At 44.9% G+C, this 1,033-nt stretch carries 2 protein-coding genes and 1 pseudogene; all 3 read right to left on the minus strand.

Features of this window, described 5'->3' with window-relative positions; all coding sequences use genetic code 11:
* On the minus strand, window positions 1-239 hold a 239-nt coding region (locus Q0140_RS00595), incomplete at its 3' end, for a hypothetical protein (RefSeq protein ID WP_297960512.1).
* The gene (locus tag Q0140_RS00600) at window positions 226-585 is read right to left on the minus strand and encodes a hypothetical protein (RefSeq protein WP_297960515.1); all 360 of its coding nucleotides are present in this window, start codon (window positions 583-585) and stop codon (window positions 226-228) included. The genes Q0140_RS00595 and Q0140_RS00600, both read right to left, overlap by 14 nt.
* Window positions 582-1,033 (minus strand): annotated as a pseudogene (locus Q0140_RS00605) (hypothetical protein); the annotation flags it as partial. The pseudogene Q0140_RS00605 and the gene Q0140_RS00600, both read right to left, overlap by 4 nt.

Consider the following 1,033-nt stretch of genomic DNA (forward strand, 5'->3'; position numbering starts at 1 on the left):
TTGCCGCCCCCTCCGCCCCCTTTAGGCACTACGGCGATATTTACCACATCTCCTGCTTCAATTTCGAAAAATCCCTCTATAATCTCGCTGTTTTTAGAGATCACAAGGTCGTAAATTTCATTATCATATTTCAAATCTTTTAAAATTTCATCGATATTTTTATAATCGCATTTGGTTTCTATCGTGCGTGCTAGAGGGTTAAGCACATTGTGATAAGTAATGATTTTATTCGTAGTCATAATACCCCTCCACTAGCTTTTCATAATTCCTAAGCGGCTCTATAATAGCCCCGGTTTGCGTCGTCGTATGGATAATATGATTTTCGTCTATCATATACCCGAAGTGGGTTACGATCTTTGGATGCGCCGCGTCGTATCGCAAAGCCACGCAGACGCCGCTTTTTTTCTCCGTACGGCGCCAGCGCTTTGAAATTTCATCAAGAAATTCCGCAAAAACCATCTTTGCCCGATCGTGTGGAGCTCTTGCCGGCGGGATGATCACGCCTCGCTCGATTTCGTAGCATTTTCGCACCAGCGCGAAACAATCCATCTGTGAAAATGGCGTGCCGATTAGATCGCGTATCATTGTTTATATCCTCCCGCAATTCCCAAGAAGCCGCCGAAGCGCTCGGAATTTCCTTTCGCTCTGCAATCGGCTAGGGTTTTTTTACACTTACCGTCCGTGCCTTTATAGCCGCACTGATCCCCCTTGAAAGCAAACATACAATAGTCCTTATACATCTTTCGGGGCGGATAGCTCATACTAAAAAGGCTATTGGTGCCTAGTGTAAAAGTTACATAGGAGCTATCGCTTGAAAACTCCGTAAGCTCAAAATTTTCGCTAAAAATTTCCTCGTCCAAATCGTTTGAATTTACAACATAGACGATCGCCTTAATCGCCGAATTGCCTACTCCGTGAGTTTTGAGATAGTTATCATACGCTTGGATGTATTGCTGCATCGCGCGACTGGTGTTGTCGATTTGAAGCTGAAATGTAGGCGTTTCGCCTTTGGCTGCCGATAGCTCGCCGATGC

This window comes from uncultured Campylobacter sp. (assembly GCF_938045405.1).
GTDB lineage: Bacteria > Campylobacterota > Campylobacteria > Campylobacterales > Campylobacteraceae > Campylobacter_B.

What these genes read in the sequence shown, in the direction of transcription:
- Q0140_RS00600 (WP_297960515.1), bottom strand. Translation starts at nt 585, where the DNA reads ATGATACGCGATCTAATCGGCACGCCATTTTCACAGATGGATTGTTTC.